The 15,694-nt window shown below is 46.0% G+C and carries 12 protein-coding genes; 5 read left to right on the top strand and 7 right to left on the bottom strand.

The features are described 5' to 3' along the window. Positions 1 to 80 precede the first annotated feature (80 nt). The 3 genes from Q1V85_RS17640 to Q1V85_RS17630 all read right to left on the bottom strand — a co-directional run bounded on the left by Q1V85_RS17640 (position 81) and on the right by Q1V85_RS17630 (position 2,715). The gene (locus tag Q1V85_RS17640; protein WP_300601874.1) at positions 81 to 794 is read right to left on the bottom strand and encodes a hypothetical protein; all 714 of its coding nucleotides are present in this window, start codon (positions 792 to 794) and stop codon (positions 81 to 83) included. Positions 795 to 818: 24 nt separating this feature from the next. Continuing rightward, positions 819 to 1,283, bottom strand: a complete 465-nt coding sequence (locus Q1V85_RS17635) for a hypothetical protein (RefSeq protein WP_300601873.1) — start codon at positions 1,281 to 1,283, stop codon at positions 819 to 821. Between the two features lie 106 nt (positions 1,284 to 1,389). Beyond that, positions 1,390 to 2,715, bottom strand: coding sequence for a Gfo/Idh/MocA family oxidoreductase (locus Q1V85_RS17630; protein WP_300601872.1), 1,326 nt, complete (start codon positions 2,713 to 2,715; stop codon positions 1,390 to 1,392). A 251-nt stretch (positions 2,716 to 2,966) separates the two neighbouring features. On the opposite strand from Q1V85_RS17630, the gene Q1V85_RS17625 reads away from it, so the two are divergent. From Q1V85_RS17625 to Q1V85_RS17610, 4 genes are read left to right on the top strand one after another with little or no spacing between them, the layout of a single operon-like run. Then, entirely contained in the window at positions 2,967 to 4,310 is a 1,344-nt protein-coding gene (locus Q1V85_RS17625) for a TlpA disulfide reductase family protein (protein ID WP_300601871.1), read from the top strand. A gap of 11 nt (positions 4,311 to 4,321) precedes the next feature. After that, the gene (locus Q1V85_RS17620; protein ID WP_300601869.1) at positions 4,322 to 6,088 is read left to right on the top strand and encodes a histidine kinase; all 1,767 of its coding nucleotides are present in this window, start codon (positions 4,322 to 4,324) and stop codon (positions 6,086 to 6,088) included. Beyond that, entirely contained in the window at positions 6,085 to 6,840 is a 756-nt protein-coding gene (locus Q1V85_RS17615) for a LytTR family DNA-binding domain-containing protein (RefSeq protein WP_300601868.1), read from the top strand. Before Q1V85_RS17620 ends, Q1V85_RS17615 begins: the two co-directional genes overlap by 4 nt. A gap of 10 nt (positions 6,841 to 6,850) precedes the next feature. Beyond that, entirely contained in the window at positions 6,851 to 7,951 is a 1,101-nt protein-coding gene (locus Q1V85_RS17610; RefSeq protein WP_300601866.1) for a TlpA disulfide reductase family protein, read from the top strand. Between the two features lie 3 nt (positions 7,952 to 7,954). Here Q1V85_RS17610 and Q1V85_RS17605 read toward each other — a convergent pair whose 3' ends face one another. From Q1V85_RS17605 to Q1V85_RS17595, 3 genes are all read right to left on the bottom strand, one after another. After that, positions 7,955 to 10,378 (bottom strand): outer membrane beta-barrel protein, encoded by a 2,424-nt coding sequence (locus tag Q1V85_RS17605; RefSeq protein WP_300601865.1) that lies wholly within the window; start codon positions 10,376 to 10,378, stop codon positions 7,955 to 7,957. Positions 10,379 to 10,517: 139 nt separating this feature from the next. Beyond that, a complete protein-coding gene (locus tag Q1V85_RS17600; RefSeq protein ID WP_300601864.1) occupies positions 10,518 to 12,683 on the bottom strand; it encodes a PspC domain-containing protein in 2,166 nt (721 codons plus the stop codon). A gap of 16 nt (positions 12,684 to 12,699) precedes the next feature. Next, positions 12,700 to 13,032: a PadR family transcriptional regulator gene (locus tag Q1V85_RS17595; protein WP_300601863.1), complete on the bottom strand. Its 333-nt coding sequence runs from the start codon at positions 13,030 to 13,032 to the stop codon at positions 12,700 to 12,702. Between the two features lie 358 nt (positions 13,033 to 13,390). On the opposite strand from Q1V85_RS17595, the gene Q1V85_RS17590 reads away from it, so the two are divergent. Further along, positions 13,391 to 14,362, top strand: a complete 972-nt coding sequence (locus tag Q1V85_RS17590) for a D-glycerate dehydrogenase (RefSeq protein ID WP_300601861.1) — start codon at positions 13,391 to 13,393, stop codon at positions 14,360 to 14,362. A gap of 57 nt (positions 14,363 to 14,419) precedes the next feature. On the opposite strand, the gene Q1V85_RS17585 is transcribed toward Q1V85_RS17590, so the two are convergent. Beyond that, positions 14,420 to 15,484 carry a glycoside hydrolase family 18 protein gene (locus tag Q1V85_RS17585; RefSeq protein ID WP_300601860.1) on the bottom strand — a complete coding sequence of 355 codons (1,065 nt, stop codon included), beginning with the start codon at positions 15,482 to 15,484 and terminating at the stop codon, positions 14,420 to 14,422. Positions 15,485 to 15,694 lie beyond the last annotated feature (210 nt).

The raw sequence follows: 15,694 nt of genomic DNA, 5'->3' as shown, positions 1-15,694 counted from the left end.
GAGCCGAAGAAGCAGGAAACGCGGAATCAAAAAAAGCACGACGGCTGTCATGCTTTAAATAATAAGTTTTAGCAGTTGTGTTAAACCGCCGGGAGGTATGTTGGAACTTTTAAATGCGGATAGCTTTCGCCCAGTTTATTTAAAAAGTAATTGCCCACCACAAATTCCTGTACCTGTTTGCTGGCATTCATAGACAGGAAGGCGGCATTGTTGGGACTTACATTTACAAGCCCGCTGTATAATAAAAGGCTTACCGGCTTATGATCCGTGTTCAGCTCCAGTTTATAAGACCTTAATGCATAGTCGCCATATTTTATATGCTTCCAGGAACTGCCCGATAACGGTATTTCGTAGAGCGTGGACTGTTGCAGCCGCGACTGGTCAAATACCAGGTGCTTATCAATATCGCCATCCTTGTTGGTATCAAACAGGTGTAATTCATTTCCGCTCAAAGCGAGGTATTTGGGTGTTGTTACGGTAGTAAACTTTACGGTGCCCAGGGTTGCCAGGCTTTTCAGGGCATCTTTGCCCAGGTCTTTTGCACGGTCGGTTGCCGTATATTCGCTGGCGGCCGTAGTAAAAGCTTCAACAGGTAAACCGTCCATATGCTTTTTCAGAAAAGCATAATCACCGTTCATCAGTTCCTGCTGGTATTGAGGGGCACTGCGGGCTTCCCGGGAAAGATCAAGATTGGCAAAGGCGTTCTTCGATTTGTTGCGCTGGGATCTCCACCAAAAGATGGCCACAGCATAAAAGACAACGAAGAAAATAACTACGTAGATGATTGTTGACATGGTATTTTGTTTAAGTGAATAGAATCAAACACGGTGGGGAACCACTTTCCTGGGCTTTGAAGGCAGCAGGCCGTAGATGATCAGCGATAGGATCAATAGCCCTGCCAGCTTGCCTCCGTAACGGGTGTAAAAGCCCAGGCGCAGCAATTTTTTTTCTTCCAGCTTATTTTCCTTTAGAATCTCCCCGAGCTGTTCGGCAGTAAGATCATAAAAAGTGGCGCTCTGTTTATCATAACCTACCAGCCGGGGTTCCCGGGTGATCCACAGCGGTAGTATATAAGCGATATTAAATTCCTCGTGCAGTACGCCCAGGTCCAGGTAATGCTTATTGTCCGGGATCCGGTAAGCGTCGGTATCCGGCAGATCAGCGGCTGTTTGCAGCACTTCCCTGTTCCCAAATGGAATTTTAAGACGGGCTTCAGCATGATGACTGTGCAGTATAAAAAGTCCGGTAAGGTAAAGCGGTGTAAGGTATCTGATGAGTGACATGGGTTATCCGATTCCTTTCAAAGGAATAAAAAAGAGCGGATCTGTCCAAAAAAATATACCGTTCCGCCCGGAGTATTACTAAAAAATAACCGGGGTTAAGCGGCCGCTATATTTTAGGCAGCTGGTAGCCATTGTGATAAGGTGCCATAAAATAAGAAGCATTCAGTTTGCTGTCTGTAAACTTACCGGCGGCTTTATCCCAGGTAACTTTAGCCTGGCTGCGGTAAGCAATATTTCCCATCTGGCAAACGGTGGCAATATGTGCTCCGGTTTGGATCGGACAATTGAGATCGGCCAGTTTCCGCGAGCGTACTACATTGATAAAGTTTTGGGTATGTTTGTCCAAACCATTATCAGACGGCCTTTTGCGCAATACACTTACTTTTTTATCGCTGTGTTTTTCTTCCAGCACCTCCCATCCGCCACGGTCCAGCTCCAGGGTGGCATTGTTGCCAATAAAGGCAATGCCATGGTCCTTTCCATACAATCCGTTATCGATGCCCATGGCATGATCCCAGATCAGGTTAAAGTTGTCGAACTGGTAAAGTGCTGCCAGGGTATCGGGTGTTTCCTGGTAAAGATCGGGATAGGCAAAATCGCCGCCCAGGGCAGAAACGGTTTTGGGAACGGGGGCATCCATTCCGAAAATAGCATAGTCCATGAGGTGCACACCCCAATCGGTCATCAATCCGCCGGCGTAATCCCAAAACCAGCGGAAATTAAAATGAAACCGGCTCGAATTAAAGTTCCTGGTTTTGGCGGGCCCCAGCCAGAGCTTGTAATCTACGCCGGCAGGAGGCGCACTATCCACCACCTTTGGCCCTGGTTTCATCCAGCCCTGGTAACACCATACTTTTACGGTACGGATATTTCCCAGCTGACCAGAGCGGATAAAATCCACCGCGTCCCGGAAATGCTGCTGGCTGCGCTGCCATTGCCCGGCCTGCACCACCTTATTGTATTTTTCCTGTGCGGCAACCATTGCCCGGCATTCTGCAATAGAGTTTCCTACCGGTTTTTCCACGTACACGTCCTTACCGGCCTGTACCGCGTGTATCATAATGAGGGCATGCCAGTGATCGGGGGTACCAATGATGACCGCATCAATATCCTTACGGTCCAGCAGCGCGCGGTAATCGTTATAGGTTTTGATATTGGAGGTATCGATATTCATTTTAGAAAGCTCACGCATCCGGCTATCCAGCACATTCCTGTCTACATCGCAAAGCGCAGCAAGCGTTACGCCCGGATTTTTAAGCATGGAAACGGTGTCGGCCCATCCCATACCGTTGATTCCGATGGCCCCGATCCGGATCTGGTCGGCCGCTGTCTTGTAAATGCGGGAGAAGTTTTTTGTATTAAAAGACTGTAAGGCCAGGCCTCCCAGGGCCAGCGCAGAGGATTGGGCAATAAATTTTCTTCTTGAATGCATGGCAAACTGTTTTGTACTGTCAAATGTATAAAAATGTAATCGATTACAAAAAAATAGATAAAAAGAAATGACAGTCAGAGCCGGAAACAGGTGTCATCCAGATCCATATTTGATATTCGCTCCTTCCGGGAGCTGCCCATTAAGTCCGGTGGCAGGGGGGCAAGTGCAATGCGGAAGGTAAATTCAAAACCATAGCACCCGTATTCAAAGTTCGGCCTGCAAAGACCGCAAATACCAATTTTCTTTGGAAAATGAAAAGACTATCCATCATCATCGCATGGCTGGTGCCGGTTGCCGCTTACAGCCAGGTAACGCTGAAAGGAACGGTAATAAATGCCCGTGACAGTGTGATCGTTTTTAAAGAACCGGGGGGATTTACAAACAGTACCCGCAGCTGGCGCGATAAACGATATAAGGCCCGCATTGATGAGTACAATCACTTCAGCATTGTGTTACCCGAAAAAGAGATCAATACCTGGCTCGTTGAAACAAAAAAAGGGTACCAGTTCTTTGACCTGGTTAATGGGAACAATATTGAACTGGTAGCCGATTTTTCTAAAACCGATCCGCTGACTGCAGTTAATAAAAATGCAGAGGATTTTAATTATACGGCGTATGCTGTAGAAAATGACCGGCGCGACGCCGCTTATTGGAAGAATATAATGAAAATGCCCGCAGATAGCGCATTGCTGTTGCGGAAGCAACGGGCAACGCACCGGCAGCAAATACAGGATCAGTATAAGGCAACGCACAGGATCAGTAACCGGTATGATCAATGGCTCCGCTCAAAATATAAATATGAGCCCTATGAAAGGACCATTGTTGAAAACATCACTGATTTTGAGCAAATACCTGCTGCAACGGTAAAACAGATCATTGAGCAGGGATTTAATGACGAATTTGCGGCGCTCCATACGCTGGAGTATAATGATATTGTGAGTGCCTATATGAAGTACGCGTTTGCAAAAACAGGTAAGCTCTTTACCCCGGCTGCATATTTTGACTATATCACTCATAAACTTAAAAACAACACCCGGGATATTCAGCTGACCCGGTTAATGGCCTGGCTGAGAAAAGCAGATGACAGCGTATACCGGCCGGTATATAAAAAATACATTACAACAGTCCGGAACAAAAAATTTATAAAAGAGATTGATGCGCTCCGGCGGGAGTTTACATACCCTCCTGTAGCCACCTCTATTGATACGTTAATGTCTCTAAAGGAAATTTTTAATAAGTATAAGGGCAAGCTGTTGTATATTGACTTCTGGGCGAGCTGGTGTGTCCCCTGCCGGAGTGACTTTCCGTTGGCAGCGCAACTAAAGGAAAAGCTGGCGGGGAAGGATATTGTATTTTTATACCTGGGAGGGTATCATGATTCGAAAAGGGCCTGGCAAAAAGCCCGGGAGGAGTTAGATATTGCAGGGGAGCATTATTTCCTGGATGAATCGTTAATGAAGGAAGCAGAGGAAGCCTTTCATATAAACAGCATACCACACTATGTTATTGTAGATAAAACAGGGAATATCATTGAAAAAAATGCTGAACGACCGCAAAATGCTTATGAACAATTGAAAAAATTACTAACGCATTAAAGAAAAAACAATTGGTACATGCTGCTTTATATACCGTTGTAGCCTTGCTGGTATCTGTATGCTGCCTGGGCCAGACGGCAATAGTGGATTCACAGGATCCTCTGTTTAAGGCCTCCCTCAAAGGTGATAAAATAAGAGATCTTTATGACTATGTGGAAAACACGAGTTCCGTTAATCGTAATCCAGGTATAAAAAATGAAATTACTTTAGCCGTTTTTCATTCAAGAAACCTATACCCGTTTACGGTTTTGAACTCCAAGGAGCAATTTAAAGAAGCGGCATATTTTACTAAAGTATATGGAAAGGGAAAACAGTACGCACTCACAAATGGTTTTTTGGGAACGGGGATCGTTCCGCTTTTTGATTCTTCCGCTATTGTAGTAACCGCTTATGGCATCACGCCACAAAATAAAGATGATTTCCAGTTCCGGGTGCTCTCCGGCCAGTCAAAGATCCTGGTCCCATGGAATCCTATCCGGTTTTTTAGTCCGGCCTTTATGTATGGACATTTTTCTGCCGGGGGAATGGAGTATAAAGAGATGGCATACCTGGGAATGTTTAATGCCCCCATTGGCAGCGATATAATAGTAGAGGTAAAAAACACAAAGAGTCCGGAGTCTTTCAGCGCTATTGCCGCTTTTTGGACAAAGAGAAGTCCTGAAGTAATTGCTACCTTTACCTCAGGAACAATGAAGTCGTTTTTTGAGTTGTACAAATACCAGTGGAAATACGATTTTCAACAGCCGGGATCTACTTATTATGGCGATACGAGAACAGGGCCGCTTGATAGCCTCCTCCACCTGGAAAAGCGGTTTACATCCTTCAACCGGGATCTTTTCTTTTACCTGAAGGATAAAGTGCGTTCTGAGGACCTGGTAGAATACAACCTGGTATATAATAAAAAGGACAGCGCCGGCTGGCAACCGAACCGGTTTGATCCCAATATTATCTGGCTGCAACAGTTAAAGCCCGGAGCCTACCAGTTGTTATTGCGTTTTGCATTTCAACGGCAAACGGTAAGTACTTATGCGTTTATCATAGCACCTGCCTGGTACCAGACCCTTTGGTTTAAAATACTTACAGGGATTATGGTTATGATCGTGCTTGCGCTTCTGATCATTCTTTACATAAATCTGCTACAGCGAAAAAAACTAAAAGCAACAGCCTTACAAAAGCAACGTGTTTCTACAGAGTTAAAATCCATCCGGTCACAATTTAATCCGCACTTTGTATTTAATGCCCTGAGTTCGATACAGGGGCTGATCACCAAAAATGATACGGCCGGGGCCCATCAATACCTGTCGGAATTCAGTAGCCTGATGCGTGAATCCCTGAAAGGAAGCGACCGGGAAATGATCAGCATTGCGTATGAGATAGCAATATTGCAGAAATACCTGAACCTGGAACAGCTGCGCTTTGGGTTTATCTATGATATAAACCTGCATGATCAGATCGATCAAAATGCGGTGGAAGTACCTGCGCTGCTGCTGCAACCCCTGGTGGAGAATGCTGTTAAACACGGCATTGCAGCCTTGCAGGAAAAAGGAATATTACACATCGACTTTAAAAAAAATAAAGACGACCTGGTTGTAACGATAACGGATAACGGAAAGGGGTTTGATCTGGAAAAAGAAACAGCGGGCTTTGGTCTGCGATTGACAAAAGAGCGGATCATACTACTGAATGAAACCTTGCACCAGCAACAGATACAGCTTTCATTTGACAACAGGGAAAAAGGAACAACCGTAAACATCTATTTTAAAAACTGGCTACTATGATACAGGCCGTCATTATAGACGATGAACGTAATAATATTGATAACCTGGAAGGATTGCTGCGCCAGTATTGTCCGCAGGTGCATATTGCAGGTGTTGCAATGAATGCGGAAGACGGTGCTACACTGATCAGAAGACTTAAACCGAACCTTGTATTTCTGGACATCCAGATGCCGGGCAAGAACGGGTTCCAGATGTTGCAGGAGCTTCCTGCCCATTCTTTTGAAATTATACTGATCACAGCCTTTGACCAATACGGAATCCAGGCAATTAAATTTTCTGCGGTGGACTATCTGCTAAAACCGCTGAATATAGCGGAGCTGAAAACCGCTGTGGAAAAGGCCGAACTCCGTATCAACGAAAAAATGCAGAACCGTGAACTGGAAAACCTTTTGCAGCTGATCCGCAACCGGGAAGAACGATCTACACATAAACTGGCCCTGCCAACGGTTAAAGAAACCCGGTTTGTACATCCGAAAGAAATCATCCGCTGCGAATCGTCGAACGTGTATACCAGTTTTTACTTATCGGGTAACGAAAAAATAATGGTCTCCAAACCCATCTATGAATATGAAGAGTTGTTAACAGATTTTGGCTTTCTGCGTTGCCATCAATCACACCTTGTAAATAAAGCCTATATAAAAAGCTGGATAAAGGACGATGGTGGTTGCCTGGTGTTGGAGAATGGCGAGAAAATACCGGTGGCAAGAAGTAAAAAGGAACTTGTAGCAAACACATTGATTCATTTAAAATAAAAACTGGTTTATGAAAAAGTTATTGCTGACAATGGCGCTGGCCATTGCCATTGGAAAGGGTTTTGCCCAACAAAAAGTTGTTATTCGTGGTCGTGTTGACCTGCTCAGCAAGAGTAGCCATATTAAAATCTCCGGTCTTCCGGATGCATTGATAAAGCCGGATGGCAGTTTTGAGGTGTCCGGAGATATCAGGGAGCCCCGCGTTGCGCTGATCGCAACGGATAGCTCCGGCGCCAGTACCATCTGGCTGGAGAGCGGTGTGTATACACTGGAGTGTATAGAAATAACAATGGACGGCATCCAATCCGTTTTGATGCGTACCCCAAAACTAACCGGACCATTGGATGCCATGGTTTATAACGATTATGGGAAAGCCGCCTATAACGGGTTTTCCAATGAGGCGGAAAAGAAGCCATTCATTGCCCATCCATTAACCAATGAGCAGAAAACGGCCAACAGGGAGGCACAACAAAAACAGGCGTTTCATTACGTTGACAGCCTCATTAGTAAATACCCCGATTCCAAAGTATTACCAGAAATGATCCGTAATACAAAACATTATACGGGTGATGAGGGAACAAAGACGCTGATCGCAAAACTCTCGCCGGCGCAGCAGTCAACTGAAGAAATAAAGCGGCTCTTAAGCGGGCTACAACGAAATGAAACGATTGCAAAGGACGGTGGGTTTGAAAATTTTTCAATGACGATGGCTAACGGGAAGGAGTTCAGGCTTTCGGATGTTAAAAATAAAAAACTGATCCTGGTTGATTTCTGGGCAAGCGACTGCGGTCCGTGCCGGATCACGCACCCCCGCCTGATAGAATTATATAAAAAATATGCCGGCAAGGGATTGGAAATCATCAGTGTTTCGCTTGACAGCGACCGGGGGAAATGGCTGAAGGCGATTGAAGAAGACAAGGTTGGTGATTGGATCCATGTATCGGATTTAAAAAACTGGGAAAGCCCGCTGGCAAAAAAATACGCAGTATCCTTTATCCCTTTCCGTTTTTTACTGGATGGGGATTACAAGGTATTGAATCATGATGATGATGGCCAGATATGGGTAACGGCCGGTACATTGGAACAGGAACTAAAGAAAATGGGCTTGTAAAATTTAATTGGCCACATCATTATTATTAATCCCCCGTTTGCTCCGTTTGATATCCTGTTTCAGTTTCCCGAATTTGTAGTTAATGCTGATCCCGGCTTTCCGGAAATAGGCTTCTGTTATATCAAGCTGCATAAAGTTGAAACCGGATATCTCCGTGCGGCTGCTCCGGTATTTGGTAAAAGGGTTGTTGATATAGGCGGATAGCGCCAGTTTATTGTTCCATATGTTTTTGCTCAGGCTAAAGCTGGTGGCAATAAAACCATTAACGGTGCCCTGTACCTGGGCAGGCGCAATATTTTTACCAAAAAAATCGGCGGAAGCACCAGCGATCCAGTCGCCGGTAAATGTGTAGGTGTTATTCAGGGATGCGGAATAAATAAAACGCGTCAGCTTTTGAGGTTGCGCATCTTCATTCGTCCCGATCCAGAAATGTGCCAGGTTGCCATTGATAACCGTTTTCAGGGCCCTGGTAACTTTCAGGTTCAGGTTCATATTCAGTACCAGCGCAGCAATATCACCGGAATTGGAATAAGTGATATAGGTGATGCGGGTGGCAGGGTCATACCGGGAAGACCTGAGGTCAAAGTTGTGGGCAAAGGCATAACTAAGCCCGATATTTACTGATTGTTTCCGGTTAATGCCATAGCTCAGGTCGAAATTGTGCATGCGTGTAGCTTTGAGATCAGGATTGCCGCTTTCTTCAAAATTGGGATTGGAACGGTTCACAAACGGGTTCATGCGGTTTATGCCCGGCCGCTTAAGACGCTGGCTGTAACCCAGGTTAAAATAACTGCCATTGGTATTGTTCCGGTTAATAACAACGCTGGGTACCAGGTTGAAATAGGTTCTGTTCACCTGGGTTTGGGTAGATTGAAAGTTGATCTGGTTAATCGTTTGCTCCAACCTTGCACCGGCTTTAAAACTCCATTGCTTTAAGGCCAGCAGGTAGGTATTGTAAGCGGAAAGAACAGTTTGATTATTGGTAAACACATTTTGCTGCCCGGGGTCTTCCCGGAAAACGTCATCTTCGTACTGCAGGGTATGAAAGTCGCTTTTATTCTGCCGGAAAATGGCTTTTATCCCCGCTTCCAGTTTTATTTTTTTCAGGGTCTGGATATAATCAGCCTGGCCTGTTTGCTCTTTTGTGGATGTATTGTTTAATTGGTTAAAATCGAAAACATCGTATTGAACCCGGTCGGAGAAAGTGTTTTCAGAACGGCTCCTGGTTTGATACTGCATAAAGCGATAGGAGGCCGTGAATAATTTGGATTTATCTTTTTTAAAACCCAGCTGGTAATTCAATGCACCGTCAAAACCGTTGTTTTTACCACGGGTGGCATTTTGCTGACGGAATTGCTGCAACAATGCTGGCGTTTGTTCAAGTACCGAAAATCTTGAAATAAATCCCTTTGAATAGAAGCCATTGGTGTTGAGCTGGACGGTAAGTAATTGCAGGGAATCGATCTCATAACTGAACTGTGAACCGATGTACCGGCCGTTGTTATTGCTTTTGTTGGTACCGGAAACGGTTAGCGCGGTAGGGAGGTCACTCGTTGTTGTACGATGGGTGTGCGTTTGCGCCTGCGGATTATGGGCAATATTGGCGCCGCCATACAGTTCTACCCCCAGTTTTTTATGCGTGGCGGTAAAGGAGAATCCGGCACCGGGTCCTTCCGTAGGAAAACTTTCATTGAGGTTAACGCTGCCCTTATAGCCCTCCCCCACTTTACGGGTAGTGATGATATTGATAATGCCTGAAAGTCCTTCTGCATCATATTTGGAAGGGGGTGTGGTATATACTTCAATGCTTTGGATGGTAGAGGCCGGCAGGCTTTTCAGTACTTCCATGGCATTATGATCCATCACGCCGGAGGGTTTCCCATTGATCAGGATCCGGTAGCCGGATTGTCCTTTTAATAATAAATTGCCCTGCGCATCTAAAGAAAGATAGGGTACTTTTTTAAGGATCTCCAGTGTACTGCGGAATTTGCTTTCGGGGTCGGCTTCTATGTTATAAACCAGTTTGTCTGCTTCGCGACGGATCAGCGGTTGCGTGGCAGATACCGTAACGCCTTTTAATTCCTGCGATTGCGGTTTAAGAAATACCGTATGATCGGGAAGTAACAAAATTGTGTCTGCCGGCAGGGTCTTTGAAGCATAGCCTGCTGCGGTAATAACCAGCCGGCGGGCACCTGCCTTGCCGATCCTGAAAAAGCCCTGTTCGTTGCAGTGGAGCACCGTGTCCGGTGCAGGAGCATTTGAAAAAACGGCAATGGTCGCAAACGCCAGCGGCTCCTTTGAAAGGCTGTCTTTTATAAAACCCGAAAAAGCGGGCATATTTTGAGGTGTTTGTGCCCGAAGATGGGCAGGAATACAAATGGTAACCACCAGGGTTAACAGGGAAAGGAGGCGGATGGCAAGGTTCATATGCGTAATGTTTGGGCCATAGGCTTCCCTTACGGGAGCCTGCCCGTTTTTTTAAAGTGGCGGGCCAAAGACCCGCTACTGGTATGGTGAATGAATATGGTTTTAACAGTGTCGGAAAAAGCATTCCGGCACACCGCATTTACGGTTTTACTTTTTTGCGCAATTCCTCGATCTCTTTTTGTTTTTGCTGCAGCAGCCGGTTCAGTTCTTCCTTTGAAAGATTTTCCGGTTTGTCTGCGTTGCCTTCATACCGGTAGGTTCCGGAGTCTTTGGATGGGGTGGCGGCTCCTGATGCAGAAGGATAACGATACGTGCCGGCAGGTGCTGCGTTTGCCGCAGTATCGGTTTTCGCTGCAGGCTCCTTCCATCTGTAAGCCGTGTCAACCTCGTCTGGGTTGTCACGTTCCAATGGCTCGTTTTCTCCTTTAAGGCTGCCGTCTTCCATCATAGTGTAGGCGGCGTTTGGAGTATAAAACCGGTAGTTTCTTCTTTCACGTGTGCGGTGTATCCGCGCTTTTCCGGACTCTATATCAATATCGATCGTATTCAGTTTTTCATTTACCGAGGGATCCATCTGTATTTTTTTGCCTACCGGAACCTGTACCACAACCTGCACGCGCTGAAGACGGTATTTGCTGGTTTTATCTACAGAGAAACCGCTGGCCAGGTCCAGTATACTGTCTGAAGATTGCACAGCGTATTGTATCTTGTTCAAACGGGCCAGGGCTTCTTCATCTGTTTTACCAAAGCTTTGGCGTTCGATGGACACATGATACAGGGAATCGGCGCTTTTGTCAAAGCGGATAGAGATATCGGATAGTTTTAACGTGTCCTTGGTCAAACTGAACCCAGAAACCTGGTCGCCACGATCCTGCAGCCATGTAAAGTCTCCGGTATATTCCAGCTCGGGCTGGGAAACGGTAAGGATCAGTTTGTTGTTTTTGGGTTGGGTAATGGCCACCGGCACTGCTGCTGTTTGTGCTCTTTTAAAATCTTTTGAAATGCTGCTTACAAACAGCACCAGGAATACCCATCCAAAAGCCCAGAGCCCGCCAAACAGCCAGTTCAGATAATTACCGGGAGTGGTTACATTCAGGATCATCCGGAAAAGCCAGATCACCGATCCCACGATGGGTGCACCGATAAAAAGCAACACGGTAGCCCAGGCAAGAAACTGCTGATTATCGTTCGTCCATAAGAAATTATTGAAAGGTGCAAATACATATCCGCTAAACAGCAGGGCCACCAGGCCAATAAAAAGCGAAAAGATAACGGTTCCGAAAACGATCAGGAAAAAGGCCTTGATCACCACGGCAATTCCATGCCCCAGCCCCCGGGCGCCTCGTCCGGCAGCATTGCCAAATTCCCGGCTGAAATTACGGCCATAGGTTTTGCCGGAGTTGCCAAAACGTTCTGCCGATTCCTGTACTTCTTTCCCCCAGTTCTTTAACCGGCTGGAAACGTCCCCCATCGAATTCTGTACATTGTTCTTAATGGAATTGAGATCTACCGGCTGGCCATGCATCTCCATTTTTTCATAAGGACTGATGGCCTCCGGTAATACGATCCAAAGAATGATGTATACGGTGAGGAAGGTTCCGCTCATGGAGCCAAAGAATACGCCGCGGAAGGGTTCGAAGTTTCCATGGCTGAAAATGCCGTTGATAATACTCAGGATAAAAGGCAGGGCAAAGATCAGGCGTACGGTATTGGCTTCTTTTCCGAAGTAAGCGGCAATACCGCTGGCCACGCCACCGATTTTTTTATCATCCGGGTTGCGGAACAGGCGTTTGCCTTTGTAGCCCTCCAGGTTCCGGGAAGGTAAAAAGACCCACAATAAAATATAGATCAGGATACCGGCGCCAAATCCTCCCAAAGCGATGATGGCAAATAATACCCGTACAATGGATGGGTCGATATTGATCCAGTTAGCCAGGCCGCTGCATACACCGCCCAGTACTTTGTTATTGGCATCGCGGTACAATTTCCGGCTGCCTGCAGAAAACTGGCTGTATCCACCGTTGGTATCTTCCGTTCCGGCTTCGTCGGCAAAGTCCTCGGGCCGTCCCATTGTTGCAATCATTTCATCCACATCATCATCGGTGATATGAGGGGCTCCCTTCCGCAGCTTTTCAAACATCAGTTCCGCAAAGCGGGCTTCAATATCGGAAATGATCTCCTCCTTGCCCGGTTCCTTTGAAAAATGAAAGCGCAGGCTTTCCAGGTACTGTTGCACCTTTTTTGCTGCGGAATCTTCAATTGCAATGTTGCGGCCGCCTAATTGTATGTTGATGATCTGTTTCATTATCGTTGTTTTGTAGTTATAGGGTTCTTGTACTTAAGGTATTGACTGCGTTTGATAATTCGTTCCAGGTTTGCTCCAGCTCCTTATAGAAATCTTCGCCTTTGCCGGTAAGTGAAAAGTATTTCCGGGGTGGTCCGCTATTGCTTTCCTTCCAGCGGTAGGTAAGCATTTCCGCATTCTTCAGGCGGGTAAGCAGGGGATAAAGTGTTCCCTCCAGGATCTGTAAACCGGCCGCCCGCATCTCTTCAATAATATCACTGGGGTAGGCCTCTCCTCTTTTGATCACAGAAAGAATACAAAATTCCAGGATCCCCTTTCGCATCTGGCTTTGTGTATTATCGATATTCATTTTTTGTTGGTTGTTGCACAAAGATATTGGCAAACTTTAGTATTTGGCAATGCATAGTACCTTGTTTGGCGCTTTTTGCCGGTTAAAGAAAAGAAAATATCGGTGAATAACAGTAGCTTCGCTGTGGTCAATAGTCAATAGGCAATAGTGAATCAATGTCGCAGATTTGGTATCGGCTTTAACTACAATAATGGCGCAGAAAAGCGCCGCAGGCGCAATCTGTGCATCTGTGGCAATCACAAAAATTGCTTAAGGAAATGGCATTGAATGGGCAATGGAGATCATGCTTATTTGTCGGTTCCGGATTTGCTATCGGCATTCACGAAACTGTTCGCGTCTCACTAAACAACGTCTCACTATGAATATATTCATTACCAAACAGATTCCACAAGCCGGCCTGGATCTTTTACAGGAAGCTGGCATTACGTATACCATTGCCGGAAAAACATTGCCGCAGGAAGAGCTGATCGCCCAGGTAAAACAATATGATGCGCTGCTGAGCGCCGGTTTTGTAAAAGCAGATGCGGCCTTCCTGGAAGCCTGCAGCCATTTAAAAGTATTGTCCCTGTTTTCCGTTGGCTATGATAATGTGGATATGGCCGCAGCTACCCGTTTAGGGATCCCGGTGGGCAATACACCTGGTGTGCTGAGCAGGGCCACAGCAGATACGGCCTTTTTGCTGATGCTGGCGGTATCCCGCAAGGCCTTTTACAATTATCATAAGATTTTGGATGGAAAATGGCAGGAATTTGAACCAGTGGCCGATTTAGGTATTGAACTGTACGGCAAAACACTGGGGATATTCGGGCTGGGGAAGATCGGTTATGAGATGGCAAAGAAGTGCCGTGCCGCATTTGATATGCAGGTGATCTACCACAACCGGAACCCCAACCCCGAAGCCGAAAAAGAGCTGGAAGCCCGGTATGTTTCTTTTGACGAACTACTGGCGCAAAGTGATGTGCTTTCCGTGCACGCCAATTTTTCGCCGGAAACAAAGGGGCTTTTTAATAAAGAAGCCTTTGCAAAAATGAATCCCGGGTCTATTTTTATAAACACGGCAAGAGGGGGATTACATAACGAAAGCGACCTGAAAGAGGCACTGGATAACCAAACGATCTGGGGTGCGGGCCTGGATGTAACCAATCCCGAACCCATGAACCCCGGCAACCCCCTGCTCAAAATGCCCAATGTATGTGTGCTGCCGCATATTGGCTCCGCCACGGTTGAAACCCGCAATGCCATGGCTGTAATGGCGGCAAAAAATGCCATTGCGGGGTTAAAGGGCGAACGGTTGCCTACCGTGGTAAATGCGGCGGTATACGAAAAATAGCCCGGCAGCCCGGGATGTTGCGTTCCTATGCCCCGCGTTATTAAACAGCATTGCGCATCAGTACGCCCTCCCAATGGTATCGCAGGCCGCCTTAATAAGCGACCGGTCGTCTGTTGCATCGTGTCCTATTTCCCAGAACATAATGCCATTTGCCCGCAACTTGGCATCGGCTGCCTTTTTCTTTACGGTCAGCTGACCATTATAATAACTGGTAAAGGTGGAACCGTCTGCTTTTGTAAGAATGGCTGAATCTGAAATATTTAAGGGGGCCGGACCGGCGCTTACACCGGAATTAAGAATGGTTTTATAGGAAGTACTTATTTGTGCTGCACCGGAATTTCGCCCGTAGCCGGGAATACCTGCTACCACTTTCTCTTTGGGCATCCCTCTTGTATTAAGCCAGTAGTTCATACAATAGTTATAAAGTGCTATATCCGAATGCTGTTTATAAGGAACGGTGGTACTAAAATCATCATAGATCATGATATTGAAAAAATCTACGGCCTCAAAAACCTCGGTTTTAATAGCATCCCGGATAGAACCGGCATAACGCCCGGGTGTTATGGCCGCCGTAAGGTAATATCGGCCATTTGCATGCAGCGAATCAGACAATTCTTTCATAAGAAGGGTAAAGGTAAGGTCGGTACCATCGGTGGTTTTCGGATATTCCCAGTCAATATCTACCCCATCCGCTTTCAGGCTGCGTACCTTGGCCATTACATCTTTTATAAAGGTATTTCTGCCGCCGGCGGTGGCGGCCATAGTTGTGAAGTTGGCGGCATTGTTAATACTGATAAATACCTTTGCCCCATTGGCTTTTGCCTTTACATAGACCGAATCAAACTTTTGCGGGTTGGCGATATCAACGGTACCCGTTGCATTAACACTGAAAAACGCATAGTTGATCACATTACACATTTTAAAAAAGCGGTCGGGATATTCTGCAACCGTACGGTAGCTGGGAAAATAGCCAACCACATAAAAGCCAAGATTGGGCGGCGCAAAAATAGAAACAGGAGGCTGCGGGGGTTGCGGAGCAGGGACCTCGTTTTTTTTACAGGAAATAAAAAGAACGCTGCAGACGCCGGCAAGGAGACCACATTTCAGCAAAAAATTTTTCATACGGCTTTGGTTTACGTTATATAAATATACTTTCTTTTTATAGCATTTCAACTAACGATTCCTGTCTTTTCTTGATAACTGTCTAACCATCACTATTTAATATCCTGCGGCCTGGGAGCGGGTGCTTAAAACTTGCAAACATTTGTTGTATGTTTGGGCGCTTGTTTACAGACCATAACGTCTGATTTTCTTATTAAAAAAAAATAATGA

The organism is Niabella sp. (assembly GCF_030150205.1).
GTDB lineage: Bacteria > Bacteroidota > Bacteroidia > Chitinophagales > Chitinophagaceae > Niabella.
Note: the sequence above shows the minus strand (reverse complement) of the source record. Positions and strands in the feature narration are given on the sequence as shown.